Annotated in this window: 22 protein-coding genes and 1 tRNA gene; 11 read left to right on the forward strand and 12 right to left on the reverse strand. The window is 54.1% G+C overall.

Features of this window, described 5'->3' with window-relative positions:
• The first annotated feature begins 153 nt into the window (after nucleotides 1-153).
• Complete coding sequence (locus DXY02_RS04235; protein WP_114988185.1) at nucleotides 154-360, forward strand: YqaE/Pmp3 family membrane protein; 207 nt, start codon at nucleotides 154-156, stop codon at nucleotides 358-360.
• An 8-nt stretch (nucleotides 361-368) separates the two neighbouring features.
• Here the strand turns inward: DXY02_RS04235 and DXY02_RS12895 are convergent, their stop codons facing one another.
• The 6 genes from DXY02_RS12895 to DXY02_RS04250 all read right to left on the reverse strand — a co-directional run bounded on the left by DXY02_RS12895 (nucleotide 369) and on the right by DXY02_RS04250 (nucleotide 2,753).
• A complete protein-coding gene (locus tag DXY02_RS12895) occupies nucleotides 369-758 on the reverse strand; it encodes a hypothetical protein (RefSeq protein ID WP_244276143.1) in 390 nt (129 codons plus the stop codon).
• Between the two features lie 15 nt (nucleotides 759-773).
• Complete coding sequence (locus DXY02_RS12900; RefSeq protein WP_256377297.1) at nucleotides 774-1,226, reverse strand: DUF389 domain-containing protein; 453 nt, start codon at nucleotides 1,224-1,226, stop codon at nucleotides 774-776.
• Nucleotides 1,118-1,405: a DUF389 domain-containing protein gene (locus DXY02_RS13060; protein WP_256377299.1), complete on the reverse strand. Its 288-nt coding sequence runs from the start codon at nucleotides 1,403-1,405 to the stop codon at nucleotides 1,118-1,120. Before DXY02_RS13060 ends, DXY02_RS12900 begins: the two co-directional genes overlap by 109 nt.
• A gap of 11 nt (nucleotides 1,406-1,416) precedes the next feature.
• Complete coding sequence (locus tag DXY02_RS12905) at nucleotides 1,417-1,581, reverse strand: hypothetical protein (protein WP_244276145.1); 165 nt, start codon at nucleotides 1,579-1,581, stop codon at nucleotides 1,417-1,419.
• 13 nt (nucleotides 1,582-1,594) lie between these two features.
• Nucleotides 1,595-2,389 (reverse strand): prohibitin family protein, encoded by a 795-nt coding sequence (locus tag DXY02_RS04245; RefSeq protein WP_114988288.1) that lies wholly within the window; start codon nucleotides 2,387-2,389, stop codon nucleotides 1,595-1,597.
• A gap of 103 nt (nucleotides 2,390-2,492) precedes the next feature.
• Nucleotides 2,493-2,753, reverse strand: coding sequence for a hypothetical protein (locus tag DXY02_RS04250; RefSeq protein WP_244276146.1), 261 nt, complete (start codon nucleotides 2,751-2,753; stop codon nucleotides 2,493-2,495).
• Nucleotides 2,754-3,334: 581 nt separating this feature from the next.
• Here DXY02_RS04250 and DXY02_RS04255 point away from each other — a divergent pair.
• Nucleotides 3,335-3,628: a hypothetical protein gene (locus tag DXY02_RS04255; protein WP_114988187.1), complete on the forward strand. Its 294-nt coding sequence runs from the start codon at nucleotides 3,335-3,337 to the stop codon at nucleotides 3,626-3,628.
• A gap of 6 nt (nucleotides 3,629-3,634) precedes the next feature.
• On the opposite strand, the gene DXY02_RS04260 is transcribed toward DXY02_RS04255, so the two are convergent.
• Nucleotides 3,635-3,931 (reverse strand): hypothetical protein, encoded by a 297-nt coding sequence (locus DXY02_RS04260; protein ID WP_114988188.1) that lies wholly within the window; start codon nucleotides 3,929-3,931, stop codon nucleotides 3,635-3,637.
• 107 nt (nucleotides 3,932-4,038) lie between these two features.
• Between DXY02_RS04260 and DXY02_RS04265 the strand changes: the two genes are divergently transcribed.
• The 4 genes from DXY02_RS04265 to DXY02_RS04285 all read left to right on the forward strand — a co-directional run bounded on the left by DXY02_RS04265 (nucleotide 4,039) and on the right by DXY02_RS04285 (nucleotide 5,897).
• Nucleotides 4,039-4,527 (forward strand): hypothetical protein, encoded by a 489-nt coding sequence (locus tag DXY02_RS04265; protein ID WP_244276147.1) that lies wholly within the window; start codon nucleotides 4,039-4,041, stop codon nucleotides 4,525-4,527.
• A gap of 153 nt (nucleotides 4,528-4,680) precedes the next feature.
• A complete protein-coding gene (locus DXY02_RS04270) occupies nucleotides 4,681-4,887 on the forward strand; it encodes a hypothetical protein (RefSeq protein ID WP_114988190.1) in 207 nt (68 codons plus the stop codon).
• A gap of 81 nt (nucleotides 4,888-4,968) precedes the next feature.
• Nucleotides 4,969-5,253, forward strand: a complete 285-nt coding sequence (locus tag DXY02_RS04275; protein WP_114988191.1) for a hypothetical protein — start codon at nucleotides 4,969-4,971, stop codon at nucleotides 5,251-5,253.
• Between the two features lie 326 nt (nucleotides 5,254-5,579).
• Nucleotides 5,580-5,897, forward strand: a complete 318-nt coding sequence (locus DXY02_RS04285; protein WP_114988192.1) for a DUF3288 family protein — start codon at nucleotides 5,580-5,582, stop codon at nucleotides 5,895-5,897.
• A 524-nt stretch (nucleotides 5,898-6,421) separates the two neighbouring features.
• Here DXY02_RS04285 and DXY02_RS04295 read toward each other — a convergent pair.
• Together DXY02_RS04295 and DXY02_RS04300 are read right to left on the reverse strand one after the other, a co-directional pair.
• Entirely contained in the window at nucleotides 6,422-6,625 is a 204-nt protein-coding gene (locus DXY02_RS04295) for a hypothetical protein (RefSeq protein WP_114988289.1), read from the reverse strand.
• Between the two features lie 119 nt (nucleotides 6,626-6,744).
• Nucleotides 6,745-6,927 carry a hypothetical protein gene (locus DXY02_RS04300; protein WP_114988193.1) on the reverse strand — a complete coding sequence of 61 codons (183 nt, stop codon included), beginning with the start codon at nucleotides 6,925-6,927 and terminating at the stop codon, nucleotides 6,745-6,747.
• A gap of 128 nt (nucleotides 6,928-7,055) precedes the next feature.
• On the opposite strand from DXY02_RS04300, the gene DXY02_RS04305 reads away from it, so the two are divergent.
• Nucleotides 7,056-7,328 (forward strand): DUF3303 domain-containing protein, encoded by a 273-nt coding sequence (locus DXY02_RS04305; RefSeq protein ID WP_114988194.1) that lies wholly within the window; start codon nucleotides 7,056-7,058, stop codon nucleotides 7,326-7,328.
• A gap of 97 nt (nucleotides 7,329-7,425) precedes the next feature.
• On the opposite strand, the gene DXY02_RS12420 is transcribed toward DXY02_RS04305, so the two are convergent.
• Nucleotides 7,426-7,505: transfer RNA gene (locus DXY02_RS12420), tRNA-Ser, on the reverse strand.
• Nucleotides 7,506-7,668: 163 nt separating this feature from the next.
• Between DXY02_RS12420 and DXY02_RS04310 the strand changes: the two genes are divergently transcribed.
• The 4 genes from DXY02_RS04310 (at nucleotide 7,669) to DXY02_RS04330 (ending at nucleotide 11,748) form a co-directional block, all read left to right on the forward strand.
• Nucleotides 7,669-9,042, forward strand: a complete 1,374-nt coding sequence (locus DXY02_RS04310) for a tyrosine-type recombinase/integrase (RefSeq protein ID WP_137024381.1) — start codon at nucleotides 7,669-7,671, stop codon at nucleotides 9,040-9,042.
• A gap of 275 nt (nucleotides 9,043-9,317) precedes the next feature.
• The gene (locus tag DXY02_RS04315; protein WP_114988196.1) at nucleotides 9,318-9,569 is read left to right on the forward strand and encodes a hypothetical protein; all 252 of its coding nucleotides are present in this window, start codon (nucleotides 9,318-9,320) and stop codon (nucleotides 9,567-9,569) included.
• A gap of 368 nt (nucleotides 9,570-9,937) precedes the next feature.
• Entirely contained in the window at nucleotides 9,938-10,336 is a 399-nt protein-coding gene (locus DXY02_RS04325; protein ID WP_137024383.1) for a hypothetical protein, read from the forward strand.
• Complete coding sequence (locus DXY02_RS04330) at nucleotides 10,327-11,748, forward strand: AAA family ATPase (RefSeq protein ID WP_114988199.1); 1,422 nt, start codon at nucleotides 10,327-10,329, stop codon at nucleotides 11,746-11,748. Before DXY02_RS04325 ends, DXY02_RS04330 begins: the two co-directional genes overlap by 10 nt.
• 95 nt (nucleotides 11,749-11,843) lie before the next feature.
• On the opposite strand, the gene DXY02_RS12105 is transcribed toward DXY02_RS04330, so the two are convergent.
• Both DXY02_RS12105 and DXY02_RS04335 read right to left on the reverse strand, forming a co-directional pair.
• Nucleotides 11,844-12,275 carry a hypothetical protein gene (locus tag DXY02_RS12105; protein WP_137024386.1) on the reverse strand — a complete coding sequence of 144 codons (432 nt, stop codon included), beginning with the start codon at nucleotides 12,273-12,275 and terminating at the stop codon, nucleotides 11,844-11,846.
• Complete coding sequence (locus tag DXY02_RS04335) at nucleotides 12,272-12,541, reverse strand: hypothetical protein (RefSeq protein ID WP_114988200.1); 270 nt, start codon at nucleotides 12,539-12,541, stop codon at nucleotides 12,272-12,274. Before DXY02_RS04335 ends, DXY02_RS12105 begins: the two co-directional genes overlap by 4 nt.
• Nucleotides 12,542-13,174: the final 633 nt, after the last annotated feature.

Consider the following 13,174-nt stretch of genomic DNA (forward strand, 5'->3'; position numbering starts at 1 on the left):
ACGATTCAGATCAACTGAATCGGAAAGCCCCCTCCTCGGAGGGGGCTTTTTGTTGTGCTTTCAGAATTGAGCTCCAATCAACCATCAATAGAGAAGAGCCATCTGTGCGTCAGGCTCTGATGGCTAGACATAGGCACTCCCGTGCTTTCTCTGATGACCTGCGGCGACATCTTTCGGATCATCATTGCCCTGTTCATTCCCCCTCTGGGCGTCTTCACTCAGGTGGGATTGACGCAGCCCTTTTGGATCAACCTGGTGATCTATCTCCTTGCCGTTGGTGGCCTTGGCTTCCCAGTGTTGTTTGGCATGTGGCCAGCCGCTGTGATTCACGCCCTGTTTGTCATCCTGACCCGCAAATAAATCGCGTTTCAGCAATCTGGCTCTGAACAGATTTCAGCTACGGCTGAATCTTCTGCTTGAACTTTTGGTTCATCTTCAAGCGCCTGTGGCGGTGCTTGGCTGGTATCCGCTTCGTTGATGATTTGCTCGAGGTTAACCTCAAGGTCCACTTCATTGCCTTCCACCACGCTCACGTTGATGCGTTGCACCTGCATCTGCAGTTCAAGGCCAGGGAACTGCCCTGAAAGTCTGCTGTTGATCGTGTCTTGAATGTTCTGAACCTGCTTGTAACTCGGTAGCTTGGGGTCGAGTGATCGCACCACCACCAGGAAACTTGGGGCTTGATTTTGTTCCCAGTAGTCAGGCCAGTCGAAGACAACCTTTTCCAGTTCCACGGCGTCGTTGGCGCCAAAGGTCAATGTCTCATTCTTGAGCTAGTAGCGGATCTCCGATTCAATCTGTTTTTGGGCCACCTCCCGATTCAGCCTGTATCGGTATTGCTCATACCTCCCATACAGTTTTTGACTCACCACCACGGCCAAACCCAATGCCAACAGCACGGGTAAGCGTGAGCGGCGGCGGCGCCTGAGTTTGTCGCGGAAGTACGGCTCACGAATCGCCAGAACCGTGATCCCGCCAATCAGAATTCCAAGCAGGTTGGCGGCATAGAGCAGTGCAGGCCCTTGGGCGTTGCTGATGTCTGGCCCGGAGAGCATCAATCCCATCACGCATACCGGTGGCACCAAGGCCACGGCAATCGCCGTGCCGGCCATCGAACTCACGGCACCCGGGTTGACCTTGGCGTAGGTCGCGATGGCACCTGCAGGCAGGGCGATCCCCAAATCAAATGTGTTGGGCTCAAGTCGGGCGACGATCTGTTCTGGCAAGGCCTCGACCACAAGCAAGCCCTGACGGCGTGCGATGAGGCCCATCCCATCGACAGGATCAAGGTGATCCCTGCTCCGGCGACAAGGGTGATCAGTGATCGTGACAACAGCCTGGCCTGCCCGATCAGAATCGCGAACACCGCCACCCGCAGCGGCAGGATCCACGGCGCCACAACCATGGCACCAATGATCACAGCATTGTTGTCGGCGACCAAACCCAGGCTGGCGATCTCAGGCTGGCGCCAACCGTCAGAACGATGAAGGACTCGTTCAGTCGTGCTTCGCCGTCGTAACTGCGGCGCAGTTCTTCGAGACGATCTTTGTCTTCGAGAAGCGATTGTTGATCAACAACCACGGCTTGCGTTATTTCAGCTGCGTCGCCCCACAATTACTGGAGGTGTGCTGGCGTTGCTGCCCGGAAGGGCCGGTACCACCTCCGTTTGCCCATCCCATTTGTCGAGGAAAAGCTTGTAGAGCACCTGATCGTCGAGGCTGCGGTTGAGGGTGTCGTAGCGCAGGGCTTCCTGCTCAGCGATCTTCACTTCGGTCTGGGCGCGGAGCAGTTGCTGCTCTGCGATCTGTTTTTGTTCAATGGCAGCGCGATATTCCTCGGCGATTTGCAGGCCTGTGAGGTCGAGCCCCCGCACTTCCACGTAATCAAATTTGTCGAGTTCTTCGGCGACCGTGCGCTCCACCAGGGCGGAGATGTCGTTCCATTCGGTGGCAATGGTGACGAGCTCGTATTGGGAGAAGACCGACTTCAGGGCTTTCAGCAATGACGGCTGAATGATGCGGGGGTAGATCTCGCGATCGTTGCCGGCGATCGTTCTGTAGATCCGTCCGGCTTCGTTGGGGCGAACGGCATATTTCACGGTTGCGGTGGCTTCGATCACCTGGAGGTCTTTGGTGAGGGTGGCAAATTCCTCCGGTCTGACCTGGGTGCGCACATCAAAGGGATACACCGATTGAATGAACGGCACCTTGAGATTGAGGCCCGGGAGTCTCGATCCTCCGCTCACCTTGCCCAAGGTGGTGACCACGGCAACCTTGCCGGCCGGAACGATGAACAGAGCCTGCCCCAACAACAGCAGCGCGCTGAGAACGACGGCAACCACCACGGCGAGGCTATTGGCGGGATCGTTGATCCGTCGTGGGGTTTGCATGATGGGCCGAGATCCTGACTCGATGATGTCGGGTTTGCTCGTGGGCCGTTGGCTTAAGGCCCGGTTCTCCGCCAAACCGACATCATCAGGATCCGAAGGATGCCTAGTTCAACCAAAGCGATTTAAAGGCTCTTGGGTATGAATCGCGCATGCTCATCGAGGTCTCGCGGATGAAGGTGATGCACGCCTTGGATCCGTCGAACACTTTCGCTTTAATCATCATCTGCATGGCTTGCTGAAGCGTTTTTCCTTGTCCCAGGCTGGTGTCGATGATTTTCACCGCTTCGGCCGGTTCACAAGGACCCAGCTCAAGAGCGCCTGCTGAAGACGGGAGCACGCTCAGAGCAATCGCTAGCAGCAGCAATCCGTTCAGGGCACGCATCTGGTCGAGATCTTGCGTTGCTGCACGGAGCCTATGGCGTGGATCTCAGTCTTGCCTGACAAAGTTGTTGGTTTGATTTCACTGGACTGGGTCATCAGACCTGAAGCAGTTTCTCCAGTTCACTGAGATGAGTCAGATCCGTGAACAAAGTTGTGCAGATGTGGCTTGCCTCTTCTGCATGGACATGCTCCTTGGCCATGTGAGCTCTGCAGACAGGGCTGACTTGTCATGGAAAAAGGCATAAAAAAACCTCCGTTAAACGGAGGAATAAGCCAAGTAATCCCCATCACCCGGCTTTTCAAGAAGTGTAGTGCTTCTCGTCAAGTTTGTGCAGCTGATCCGCTAGATGTGGTGGATTAAATTTCACAAAACACCGTTTGGTGGCAGCTTATCCACAGGAAGGTGGAAAACCTTGGCAGTCTGTGTTGTCGCCATTTCTTCAGAAGGCCTGCAATCACTGGTTCGTTCGGGTAAGCTGTGGATATCCCCATCACCCGGCCGCCCATTTGAGGCGGCTTTTTTGTGCCTGGGCTGCCAGTGTGGTCCCGTATTCCACAAGCCCTATGACGGTGAACCGGGAGCAGGCCAGGGATGCGCTGGCGACACTTCTCGAGGTTTTCGCGGGGCCGAACTACTCGGGCGCATTGCGTGATGGTGATCTCACCACCCGCCTTGAGCGATGCACTGGCTGGGTGAAGGCTGAAGCCTCTGAGGCGGCATCTCTGATCGAATCATGCGTCCCCCATGGCAAGCCGATGCTTGCTCAGGCTCAGCAACGCCTGGCTGTTCTGGAATCGTTGAAGACGTTGCAGGCGGTTGCCGTCAACCATTTCGGCCCCCTCGACGATCCCAGCTAAGGCGCGTCAGTCGCGACGCAGCCAAGGCGAAGCATTGCTGAACCAGTCGCCGAGATCATCTTCTGGATGCTCAGGGTCGTCTGGATGACGTCGCCCCAGGTCGAGATCGGCCATCAAGCCGTCGAGGCCTTGTTGTGTGCCTTCCTGTTGAAAGCGTTGCGCTCTGCTCACCCACGTGCTCACGCTGCGATCGCGTTCGGCAAATTTTTGAAGGTAGACGCGTTCCTGGAGTGACACGAACTCACCCTGCGCCAGGCGGCTGCAGATGTTTTGCAGTTTCAAGCGTGTCGACGTGGTCAGCATGATCGGTTCACCTTTTTCAGGTGATAGGGAGTTCCGACCCTGCCGTCAGTGGCCGAAGGCACCATTTGTTGCGCGGGTGCATGGGCTGGTTTTCATATCCTGACGGGATGGATCATGAGGAAGCCCAGAGCCTGACGCCGATTGCATCGGACTCGCCTTGGCTGGAGCGCTGTGGCACCTTGTTGCGTCCGCAGAGTGATCCTGCATTGTTCGGTTCAGCGGACGCAGATCTGTATTTCGCTGCAGACGGTCAACCGCGCTTTTACGTGATGCGGATCCGCCGCCGGCCTCCTGTGCTCAAGTCGATGACGCGGCACCATCGCGTGAGTCAGTGTCTGGGGTCTGCCGATGCCCAGCCCTGGTGGCTGGCCATGGCCCCTTCCACGGATTCCGGCTGTCCGCCCCCCGCATCCTCGATCGCTCTGATCAAGTTTCAGGCCGGTGAAGCCTTCAAGCTGCATCCGGGAACGTGGCATGCAGGCCCTTTTGTTCAGGAGCAATCAGCGCTCTTTTTTAACCTTGAATTGAGAACGACCAACGAAGACGACCACAATTCGCTCGCATTGGCGCAGCTTTTGCGGTTGAACTTGATTTAATTGCCTCTGGCTGTAACGGGATGAACAGCGCAACTCGGCCTGGGTGCCCTATATTTTTTGTAGCAACCGCTACAAACGTTCACTTCGCTACACAGCGGAGCGCAGTTCGACTCAGGGCATGGAACGGGGCCTGAGCTTTCTACGAGGAACACCATGAATGCTCTTCAGCTTCTTAAGGAGCGTGAGCTGCGCGTGCAGCTCCGCAACAGCTCCAAAAAGGCCGTGGCTCGCGGATCTGAATCCGGCGACTACACCTCTGCACATCTCTCTCCCGTCAAGCTGGCGAAGGAGAAGGTTGCTCCAACTCAGTTGAAATACCGAGGAGTGACCTACGAGGCTATGCGTGCCAATTGGCTCTGACTCCTGTTTCACTCAAGAGATGAAGCCCCACTTCGGTGGGGCTTTTTGTTTGGATGGACTGATCGTGCGTGCAAGTCGACAGTGGCCTTTGATGTTGCGACCACCGGGTCAATGTCGTATCTGGATGTAAGGGATCAACTGCCATCGATTGACCCAGAAAATCTTTCGCCGCAGGACGTTTTGACCATTCTCCTGTATCTGTTCCAGCAGCAGCCCGGGTTCGTTGACCGTGGCCATGAGGTCAACAATAAAGAGACAGCTTGGGTAAATGGCTTTCTCTTTCGTCTTCAAAATGACGCCTCAGCTGAGCGTCTTTCTATTGAGGAAGTTGGTTCAAGTGTCGACAAAATCTCGGCTTTGCGCTGATTACAACAGCTGATCAAGCGATCCCAACGAGTTTCTGTTGATCCTGCTCAGAACGTGCGTGCTCCTCGAGCCTTTGTTCAGTTCGAGTCAGGCGCATGTTTGCGGTTCAAGAGCTAACAGTTGATGGTTGGTCCAATCGTGCCGAACACGCTTCCAAAGACAATGCCTTCTGGCATGCCCGTGCCCGTAGTGATGCTGATGGGCACACGTATCGCCTGATCAGCGAGGAAAAGCATGTTGTCTGCCTGCTCACCAGTCGTGGGTCTGAGTGCTGGGAGCTCGACTGATCTGCTGCTCTGCTCCCCCTGTTCAGGCATGATCGGTGGATGACCGACGACACGCAGCAAACCCATCCGCTTTACGCCATTGATCGCGACCAGATTGATGCTGTGTTGGGTCATGAAGGCGAACCAGGCCCGCAGCAGTTGACAACGATTGCCGCGTTATTTTCGCGATATGCGGATTTTCCTGGCGCTGAAGATATTCGTGATGATCTGCAGAAATGTCTCACGCTATGGGGACTTTCGCGCGATGAGTTGAATCTCAAGACGCGTGAAATCTGGGAGAGTGGCTGGCGGCCTGGTCAGGATCCTGTTGCTGAAGGTGTTGGTTCTGGGGCCGATGTGGAGGATGCAGACGCTTGATGCTTGCCGGAATGACTCTTCCCTTAACTGTTTAAATGTGAGCCCCAGATGAGATCGGGTGGCTCCTGTTTCATGGGTGATCAGCCAAAAAGGAAGGCCGCCCTTCCCGGTGGAAAGACGGCCTAACTCGCTCGTTTGTGCATCGTTCAACCCATCACTTCAGCTAGGGAAAGAAAGGGTCTAAGCGTCTGGCTCGAGGCGCCCTGGGGCCATGGGCTCGAGGTGTTGGGTCGTTTTCTCCGAGGGCACCTGAAACGGTGCAAGTGGAGCGTCGATTGGCGTGGCGGACCATTGCGTGCCCACCAAAGGACCAACCCAGGTCATTGTTGAGACTGTTGGAGCAGGGGCCAGAAAGTCAGTCTGCTTCTTCGGTCTGTTGGGGTGGAGTGTCGTCCGTCATGGGCTCCTCCGATCTCGATGCCCATAGTTTTGTGCCTTCCGGGCACAAAGTCATCAGCATTAAGGCGCATTGCCTTGAGGGCCTGAACGATCGATTGTTGGGATGACGTGCCTTTCAGTTGGTTTCAAGCCTCGGGCTGGTTGTCGACGCCCCTTGATGCCCGCTCTTCCGCTGTGAGGTATTCCTCGATGAGGGGGGAGTGTTCGCCCCGCTGAACGGCGCTGATCTCCCGTTCGATGTTCTGAATGAACAGCTCGTTCCCGTTCCGCTTGGCCACCGCAAGCACACGCTCGAGGCGTTCCAGTTCCGCCTGCTGCTCGTTATTCATGCCATGGAACGTTAGTGATTTCCCACGCTGGCAGGGTTGGATCAAGAACGCTGAACAAGCTGGCCTGACGTGTTGCTGAGCTCGATGGGTTGTGCTCTGAGGCTGAGGTCAAAACCCGCTTATGCAGCCTCTGATTCCTCCTCCTCATACAAAGCCTTGAGCTGATCGAGCTCAACCATCAGATATTGAATTTCAAGCCAGTCCGTCGAGAGGTCAATGGCGGTTTCCAGGCGGTCAATCTGACGCTTGAGAAGCTCCGGCATTCCGCCATCTGGCTGCATGGCTCCCATGTAACCGCGCATAACGCTGGATGCAAGACGATTGCTGACGACGATTGAGGGAAGGGCTTGCAGCGATCTATCCCGCCGTGTTTGCCCTCACAGACAAACTGTTTGGCCTGTGGGAATGTTCGTTGGCTTCAACACCTTCCATGACCTTTTTGATGCACTGGTCGTTCAAGACCGGCTACCACGAAATTGCTGCTAAGAAGTTCCTGGCAACGGGTGCGCCTTTCCCCGAGTGCAAGTCCTGGAAGCGTTGGCATGCACCGGGTTCCGTTGAGGGCTGGATTCTCGTGGAGGCAGACAATGCCGATGCCTGTTACGAGCACGCCGCGGAGTGGGCCGAGTGCCTCGACTGGGAGGTCACCCCGGTGCTGTCAGATGAGCAAGCTGGCCCCCTGATTGCCAAGGCCTACAGCTGATCGTCTGATTGAAGCCATGCCCCTCAACACTCCGGGGGGCTCCACAACTCGTTTGAACCATTCCGAGACGTATCCGTTGGAGTGGCTTCGTCGTACACGCCCCATGATGGATTCGAACCATCGACCGACTGCTTAGAAGGCAATCGGTGAAATTTCAAAGAAACCGGCTTTTGGCGCCGAGATCCCAGTCAGAACCGTTGCAATAACTGGCTTGCCCAAGGCGTTGAGCACAGCCGCTTAGGCCAGTTTGTAGACACTTGTGCCCGTTTTGAGCACAATATTGAGCACAGGCGAGGCCAGTTGCCCTCTAGGCAGTCGGTCTGTAGCCACGCTCCATTTCGTGCTCAAAATGCCCGCTGGTGCTCAAAAACGTGCAAAGCAGCCTGCGTGGGTCAAGAAGCTGCGTTCGGACATCAAGCTCGACAACGGCGCTGGCTTTCTGGTGAAGCTGCCTTCAGGACGTTCACAGGTCCAGCTGACGACAATCTTTGACGACGGCACCAGGCAGCAGAACTACCTTCCTCCGCACCTGACATGGACTGCGGAAGATGCGCTCACCATTCGTGAGTGGGTCAGAGATATCCGGAAAATCCTTTCTGAGGACGCCAGCAAGAGCCTTAAGCAGGCCATCACTGAGCGCCAAGGATGGTCTGGTGACAAGCGTGAAGACGGTGAGGGTGCCTTTAACGCTGAAGGCTGGGACAACGCTGCTGAGCGGTTCTTGGCATCGCTTAGGCCAATCCTCAGGTCAAACTCGCTGAAGCTGATTGAGCAGCGTGTAGCCAAGGCGCTGAACACATTAAAAACAGCGCCGAAGCCCCGCAACTACGAAGCGTTCATTCGTGCTTACGCCGAGCAGCACTTTTACAAGAAGGATAAAAACGGGAAGCTGATTGTTGTTACATCAGCTGGCGGCTCAGGCCGGAAGCGTGGCATTGAAGATGTCACCCGTTTCTTGAGCTTTGCTGTTGAAGAATGTGGTGCTAGTAATCGTTACCGCCCTAAATTATCGACTGCGCTGAAAAGCGAGCTGATTGGTACTCGCCCGGTTGACAGCAAGGTTGGGCGCAAGACCATTCCGCTGACGGATCAGCAGTTTTCAGACTTCCTTGATTGGCTCAAGGAAAACGGCAAAGACCAGTTGAGGCTTGCGGTTGGCCTGACTGGATATTTTGGTCTGCGTGTGTGTGAGCTTGCTCTGTTGATGCCAACAGAGACAGCAAAAGGCTTGCAGTTGAAGGTTGGTATGCAGGCGAAGGCCAATGCCAAAACACGCTCAGCGCCGCCCAAAGAGCCACGCTTAGCGATGTATGCCAAATGCGATGGTAGGCCAGTGGATGAGGCCATGTATATGCTGGCTCAGTATCATTCTGGTCTTGTAAAACTGCCCCAGCGGTTGCGCAAGCAGATTGACAAGGTTGAGGAGAAAGGATTCTTCCGTGATGTTGGTGATGCTTTTAGTGAGCAGGTGAAAGCAACACAATTCTGGAAAGATCTGGTCAAGGTTGAGCCCAGAATCACCCCAAACGCTCTTCGCCACAGCTTTGCTTGGCGGGTGCATCAATCAACGGAAATGATTGTGCCAACCCGTGCTGTCGCCGCTGCGATGGGGCATACGCATCAAACTCATTTGCGGTATTACAGCGAGTTTATTGATCCTGATCAAACGGAAAAAGTCTTTGAACGGTTCAATCAGGGGGTTGCATCAGCTTGATCATGCTTATACTGCGCTCGTGACATTCGTCACCGTAGGGGAACTCAAACTCTTGAGCCTTGCCCGCGGACCACTCTCTGAGTGCGGCCCCGACATATCTGGCTTGCCAGCGATCACAGCATCATGTGACGGTCGGAATCCTGCGAAGGAACAAAGCACTAACCGGCTAGGCGACGGTTAGGGGCACTGCCCAAATCACGAAGGCTCTGGAACGGGTCGCAGTTGCTCCGGATGAGGCATGGGGGCGCTGCACACACCCTTCGTGTGCCTATGTCATGCCCGAGCTTTGGCTCAAAACGGCAGATGCTGCAAGGCATTTAGCTGTAAGCCGTTCTTACTTAAAGCGTTGCCGTATTGATTATGAGGGTGGCTTTCTGCTACCCCGTAAGCACTACATTCTCGGCGTCAGTCGAACAGCCAGCATCGTCTGGAATGTTGATGCTGTTCGTGAAGCCTTCCACGAGCGTGGTCAACTGATTCGCCGCGTTGATGAGGTCGTTGCTGATCTTGTGGGGGCAAAAAAATGACTCAAACCCATCTTGGGCCTGAGTCACTCCCTGCCAAGGAAGACTCAATTTTAAGTCCACCACTGCATAATCAGCAGTCGGTTTTATCGTCAAAACACAAGCCAGGCAGAGGGTTCAGCTCTGGACCCGTTAAGGCTGGTGCTCGTTCTGGTGCTCAACGGGGCAAGTTTCAACCCGCAACGCGGAACAATCGCTGCATCTGCGGCAGGCCAAACAAGTGCGGCACTGTTGGCGACAAGATCATTCACTGGAAAGGCAAGAGCTTTCCGCTGCCACCAGCTGATGCCAACGGCATCGTTACTGTCGCCAGCCAGCGGTTCAAAGTCATCGCTGACGACGTTGGCCTTGGCAGCAACTGCATCGTTCTGGTGCCGTATACCGGCAAACGCCATGGGCGAAAGCAGGTTGTTTCGCCAACGGCAAAGACCAAGCCATCAGAAGTGGTGGCAGAGATCAAGCGGTATCTGGTGCTGGCTGATCTTGCGCTTGAAGTCCCCGATTATTTGGAAACGCCACTGTCGTTCCAAGAGCGGAAGGCCCTTCGCGATCTGATTCAAAGGGCAGATCAACGCGGCCAAGACCTGCTGCCGATACTGCGGCAATTTGCTGCAGCAATGCCAGCGGTGAAACGGCTGATGCCGTTGGTGGAACGTGCTGCCAAGGATGTCAGCTGGCAACTGGCTGGGGTGTTGGAAGCCTGCAAAACGGAACTGGCTGCCCCCGAACTGCTGAACAACCTCGTTGGGATAAATCCGCCATGGAAGTGAATTACCAAGAGCTGTTTAGGCAGCAGCAAGAGGGCATTGATATTGGCCTTGAGCCAGTCGAAACCACCTTCACCGACATGGTGAGGGCAACGCTCAACGCGATCCTCAAACAGGACAGAGACGCTGAGATGCAATGTCGTTCTGACCTCAAGGCTGATTACAAAATCAGCGATGGTCAGATCACCCGTGAGTTGTTCAAAGCCTTTACCGCCACTGAAGTTGCCGTTGCCAAGAAGACCAGCGACAGCGTTGATCTCAGCAAGGTTGAGCAGCTTGGTTATCTGAAGGATGGCTGGATTCCCAGCAGTGATGTCAGCCTGGTTTACGGCCCATTCGGCACAGGTAAGACATCGCTGGCGCTTGGCTTGGCGCTTGCTGCTGCAAAGGGTGAGCCGTTCCTAGATCGGACGACTCCTGGTGAGAGGCTGAGGACGTTGGTTATTTGCACAGATAGCGGCGTTGGCCCGCTGAAAAAGTCGTTGGATGATCTTGGCGTTGATCCTGACGATCCACTGTTAAAGCCAGACCACCCTGATCAAATGATCTGGGTTTGGGGGCAAGCTGCAGACCAAGGTCACCAAAGCTGGTGTGCCGATATCAACGGTGTCGTTCATCTCCGGGAGTTTGTTCAGCAGAACAACATCGCCTGGACTGTGATTGATTCAGCCAAGTCAGTCAGCTCTGCAGCGGGCTGGAGTTATTCAGACAACGATGCTGTGCGGGAGTTGCTGCGCTACATGCGTGAGGGCATCTGCCAGCCGCTTAAACACAGCATTTGTTTGCTGTCGCACGATGGAACTGGAAACGGAACTCACGCTGGTGCAAAGAGCTGGGCTGAAGATCCTTCTATGGTCATTAGTTTGGCTCGCGCTGTTGATCCTGAGGGTCGTTCGGCTGGTGTAACTGCTGAGTTCAAAAAAGATCGTGCTGCAACTGTTGATCCTCACCGGAAGCTGACATTTAGCCTTGATCGTGAGAATGGTGGTTTTCTACTTTCACCTGAGTGTGATGTAGTCGGCACTTGCTTAGAAGCCATTACTGATGTGCTCTACAAGGCGCATCAAAACGGCAGAAATAGCCTTAGTCGTCAATCATTGGGTGATGAGGTCTACACGGCCCATGGATACGCTCAGAAGACCGTGGACAACACTGTTGGCGCCATGGTGGCCAAAAGGGAGATTATTAAACCAGCGCGTGGTCGGGTTGCGCTGGCACCGTCAACACTGCAGCGGCTGACCTCTAATAGGGATCTCTCTTTAGAAGGAAGTAATAAAGCAAGAAGGCAGTCACATCCAGAGGTCTTGCCAGTTCCCGAGACTGTTCCTGCTGCCTTTAACGGGAAAAACTGTAGTTCCCAAGGAACATCGACGGGAATACCAGAAACTCCTGTTATTGCAATAGATCAGATGTGATTTCTTCCCATCGGAGGGGTGTTGTCATGTATGACGTTGGTTAGTGTCTTAAATGCTGAATTGATTTTCTAGGCAAAGTATCGACAAGACTCTCCCTAATCAAGGCCTGAGATTATGCAATGCCCGTATTTCTTTCCAGTAAATTTTCTGCCATAACATTCAATCATGTAGCGCGTATTTTTGTTCTCGTCTCTAAGTATTGCCTTTAAGTTGCCTTTGCCCTGCCAGTTGCCAAATCCGCTAAGGCTGCCGCTCAGTACCCATACATCATGTGATAAAAATTCGCCGATAGATCCATCCTTGATCTTCCATACTCTGAAAGCCTTGTCTGATTCGCCCAGCCATTCGTAACAGTAGTCGTGATCATGCACTTTGGGTCTTAGAGATTTAATGTATTCCCATTGTTCGCACCCTTTTTTAGTGGCTAGATTCCAAATTTTATCTATAAAGCTATATGCAGGTGTGGCTGAAATGACCATTAGGGCTGATGCCAATGGTGCCACCATCTTTAAAGAAAAGAGTTTCATTGGAGGCCTTTCAATATGAGCATGTCAAGTTGATGGTCGTACAGTTGTTGATTAAGCATCATCTGATTTATTGTTTCTTGGTCTATTTTCGGCGCTCCTGTGTTGGAGTTCTCTGCCCTTAGTTTCTTTACTTCTTCGTAAACAATAGCTGTCCTAACCCATTGTTTCATTAATTCTTTTTGGCAACTGCTCATATTTTCGTACAAGATCACCTCGCCATTGCTTTGCTTCAGGCTCTTTGGCATTGCGAAGAAGTCGTTGCCCATGGCTGGAAGCGGAAGTGCTGCTAAGGAAAAGAGAAAAAATAGTCTGCGCATTGTTGGCTTAGTCCAAACCACTACTCCTCAGCATGGAGCACCGTGGCCTTTTGTGCCTATCGATGGATGTGGATTAGCAAATGGGTGATCTTTCCTGGCCGATTGCTGCATTAGCAGTGGCTTAATTGCTCCGAATCGCAGTTGGTCAAAGTGTTCTTGCTGTGGTCTGCTGCGGTTTGTGCTCAGTCTGGTGCTCAGTTAATACCTGCGGTGCCCCTGGTACGTAAAACGGCCACGGAAGTGCGCTTCAAATTGCCTGTCCAGCTGCGGCTGAATCAGCATTGCCCGCAAAGCGTTCAAGCATCCGCAGGCTGCGCTGTATTGGCCATCGCGTTCTGCACGGGCGGCTAGGCGTTGATATTGAGTCGCAAGCCAGCCGACCATGTGCCTCAACTCTGATGAGTCCAAGGCGGTTGCAAGCTCACTTTGGGCGAGTTCTATGTCACGCAGGCTTGTTCGCCTGCTGCACCCCCACTTGGATGACAGCTGCGTCGCTGCATCAGTTGGCGGCACACCATCAGCAATCAGCTGAAGAGCCTCGCTGCGGCGTTGCTGCCGTTGCTGTTTGGTGGTGATTGCCAT

Origin of the sequence: Synechococcus sp. N19, from assembly GCF_900474045.1 — a bacterium.
Lineage (GTDB): Bacteria > Cyanobacteriota > Cyanobacteriia > PCC-6307 > Cyanobiaceae > Parasynechococcus.

Coding starts and splice junctions, on each gene's coding strand:
- DXY02_RS04235 (WP_114988185.1), top strand. CDS start 154: ATGACCTGCGGCGACATCTTTCGGATCATCATTGCCCTGTTCATTCCC.
- DXY02_RS13060 (WP_256377299.1), bottom strand. CDS start 1,405: ATGGTTGTGGCGCCGTGGATCCTGCCGCTGCGGGTGGCGGTGTTCGCG.
- DXY02_RS04245 (WP_114988288.1), bottom strand. CDS start 2,389: ATGCAAACCCCACGACGGATCAACGATCCCGCCAATAGCCTCGCCGTG.
- DXY02_RS04255 (WP_114988187.1), top strand. CDS start 3,335: ATGACGGTGAACCGGGAGCAGGCCAGGGATGCGCTGGCGACACTTCTC.
- DXY02_RS04260 (WP_114988188.1), bottom strand. CDS start 3,931: ATGCTGACCACGTCGACACGCTTGAAACTGCAAAACATCTGCAGCCGC.
- DXY02_RS04265 (WP_244276147.1), top strand. CDS start 4,039: ATGGATCATGAGGAAGCCCAGAGCCTGACGCCGATTGCATCGGACTCG.
- DXY02_RS04270 (WP_114988190.1), top strand. CDS start 4,681: ATGAATGCTCTTCAGCTTCTTAAGGAGCGTGAGCTGCGCGTGCAGCTC.
- DXY02_RS04285 (WP_114988192.1), top strand. CDS start 5,580: ATGACCGACGACACGCAGCAAACCCATCCGCTTTACGCCATTGATCGC.
- DXY02_RS04295 (WP_114988289.1), bottom strand. CDS start 6,625: ATGAATAACGAGCAGCAGGCGGAACTGGAACGCCTCGAGCGTGTGCTT.
- DXY02_RS04300 (WP_114988193.1), bottom strand. CDS start 6,927: ATGCGCGGTTACATGGGAGCCATGCAGCCAGATGGCGGAATGCCGGAG.
- DXY02_RS04305 (WP_114988194.1), top strand. CDS start 7,056: ATGACCTTTTTGATGCACTGGTCGTTCAAGACCGGCTACCACGAAATT.
- DXY02_RS04315 (WP_114988196.1), top strand. CDS start 9,318: ATGCCCGAGCTTTGGCTCAAAACGGCAGATGCTGCAAGGCATTTAGCT.
- DXY02_RS04330 (WP_114988199.1), top strand. CDS start 10,327: ATGGAAGTGAATTACCAAGAGCTGTTTAGGCAGCAGCAAGAGGGCATT.
- DXY02_RS12105 (WP_137024386.1), bottom strand. CDS start 12,275: ATGAAACTCTTTTCTTTAAAGATGGTGGCACCATTGGCATCAGCCCTA.
- DXY02_RS04335 (WP_114988200.1), bottom strand. CDS start 12,541: ATGGGCAACGACTTCTTCGCAATGCCAAAGAGCCTGAAGCAAAGCAAT.